This window comes from Priestia sp. P5_B4, from assembly GCF_056400385.1.
In genome coordinates, this window is the sequence record NZ_JBFULJ010000786.1 from 1 (window position 1) to 1,798 (window position 1,798).

Below are 1,798 nucleotides of genomic sequence, written 5' to 3' on the forward strand. Positions count from 1 at the left end.
CCTCCATCGAGCAAATGCGCAAAAGGCTCGTATCTAAAGATGAAGCACAGCAAACGCTGCTTCAAAATATTTCACACGATTTAAAAACACCGGTTATGGTGATTCAAAGCTACGCTCAGTCGATTCAAGACGGCATTTATCCAAAAGGTGATTTATCTCAAACGGTAAAAGTTATTGAAGATGAATCCAAAAATCTTGAGAAAAAAATCCGCGATTTGCTTTACTTAACCAAGCTTGACTATATGTCCACTCATCAGCTTGCACAAGATGACTTTGATTTTACTGCACTTCTTCATGAAGTAGTGGATCGCTTGCGGTGGAGGCGCCCTGAAATACAGTGGGAATTTGACGACGCAAACGCAACGATTAAAGGAGATAAAGAACTATGGACAAAAGTTCTTGAAAATGTCCTCGACAATCAGCTGCGCTATGCCGAGACGAAGGTTTCACTTTCACTTGCTAAACACCCAGCGAACGTTCAATGTACAATCAGCAACGATGGTCCACCGATTGATCAAAGCGTACTTCAACACTTGTTTGAACCGTTTAAAAAAGGAGCAAACGGTGAATTTGGTATTGGCTTAAGTATCGTAAAGCGTATTGTTACGATGCACGATGCAGCCATTACGGCTGAAAACACGAACACCGGAGTAACGTTTTCACTTACTATTCCTATATAAACTAAAAAAGCAAGGGATTCGAATCCCTTGCTTTTTTATGAAAAAATTGATGTATAGGCATAAAGAGCCGGTGAACCGCCTGAGTGGACAAACACCACATTTTCATCCTTATTAAAATAACCTTTTCGAATTAAATCAATTAGACCAGCCATCGCTTTTCCCGTATACACAGGATCCAATAAAATCCCTTCCGTACTGGCCACAAGTTTAACTGCTTCCACCATCTCTTCTGTCGGAACAGCATACCCTGGACCTACGTATTCATCCATACATACAATCTCTTCTTTTTTAAAAGGCGTTTTACTATGTAAATGATCATAAAGTTCACTAGTCAGTTTGGCAACTTTTACTTCTTGCTCTTCTTTAGCACGACTGACATTCATTCCAATAACAGATACGTCACTTTGAAGACCTTGAAATCCTGCCACTAATCCTGCATGCATGCCTCCGCTTCCGCTTGTGCAAACCACATGGCTAAGCTTTATTTGCTGCTCATAGCTTTGCATAAGCAGCTCTTGTGCACAGGCAGCGTATCCGGTTGCACCGATAACATTCGAACCTCCTACTGGAATTAAATACGGTTTATGACCTTTTTCAATTAGCTCTCGCTCTACTGTTTTCATTTCGGCTGTCAAATCAGAACCTTCAGCGACAAACCGCATGTCATGAGCGCCTAATAAATGATAAAGAAAATAGTTTCCTGTGGGCTGATCACTTGCTTTATTTTCGCCTTCTTCCAATACGAGCACGCATTTCATTTGTTCTTTTACAGCCGCAGCGAGCGTCAAACGACAGTGATTGGATTGTATCGCACCGCACGTTACAAGCACGTCTGTTCCTTGCGCCTTTGCATCAGCTACTAAATATTCAAGCTTGCGTGTCTTATTTCCGCCACCTGTCAGTCCAAGCATATCATCTCGCTTCATATAAATTGAAGGTCCATTTAACTGCTGAGATAAAACCGATAGCTTTTCTAAAGGTGTAGGGGAATCTGTATATTTTCTTCTAGAAAATTGAGTTAAGTTCATGCTCTCATCCTCTCTTTCATATTTGTTCTATTTTACCATATAGAAGCTTTTGAAGAGCTTTTTACGAAAGGGCTCTCTATAACTGACTAC

Annotated in this window: 2 protein-coding genes; one reads left to right on the forward strand and one right to left on the reverse strand. The window is 40.8% G+C overall.

Going from position 1 to position 1,798, the window contains the following annotated elements:
• On the forward strand, nt 1-680 hold a 680-nt coding region (locus AC1DRF_RS25960), incomplete at its 5' end, for a sensor histidine kinase (RefSeq protein WP_477742072.1).
• Nucleotides 681-715: 35 nt separating this feature from the next.
• On the opposite strand, the gene cuyA is transcribed toward AC1DRF_RS25960, so the two are convergent.
• Complete coding sequence (gene cuyA / locus AC1DRF_RS25965) at nt 716-1,708, reverse strand: D-cysteate sulfo-lyase (protein ID WP_477742073.1); 993 nt, start codon at nt 1,706-1,708, stop codon at nt 716-718.
• Between the last annotated feature and the right edge of the window lie 90 nt (nt 1,709-1,798).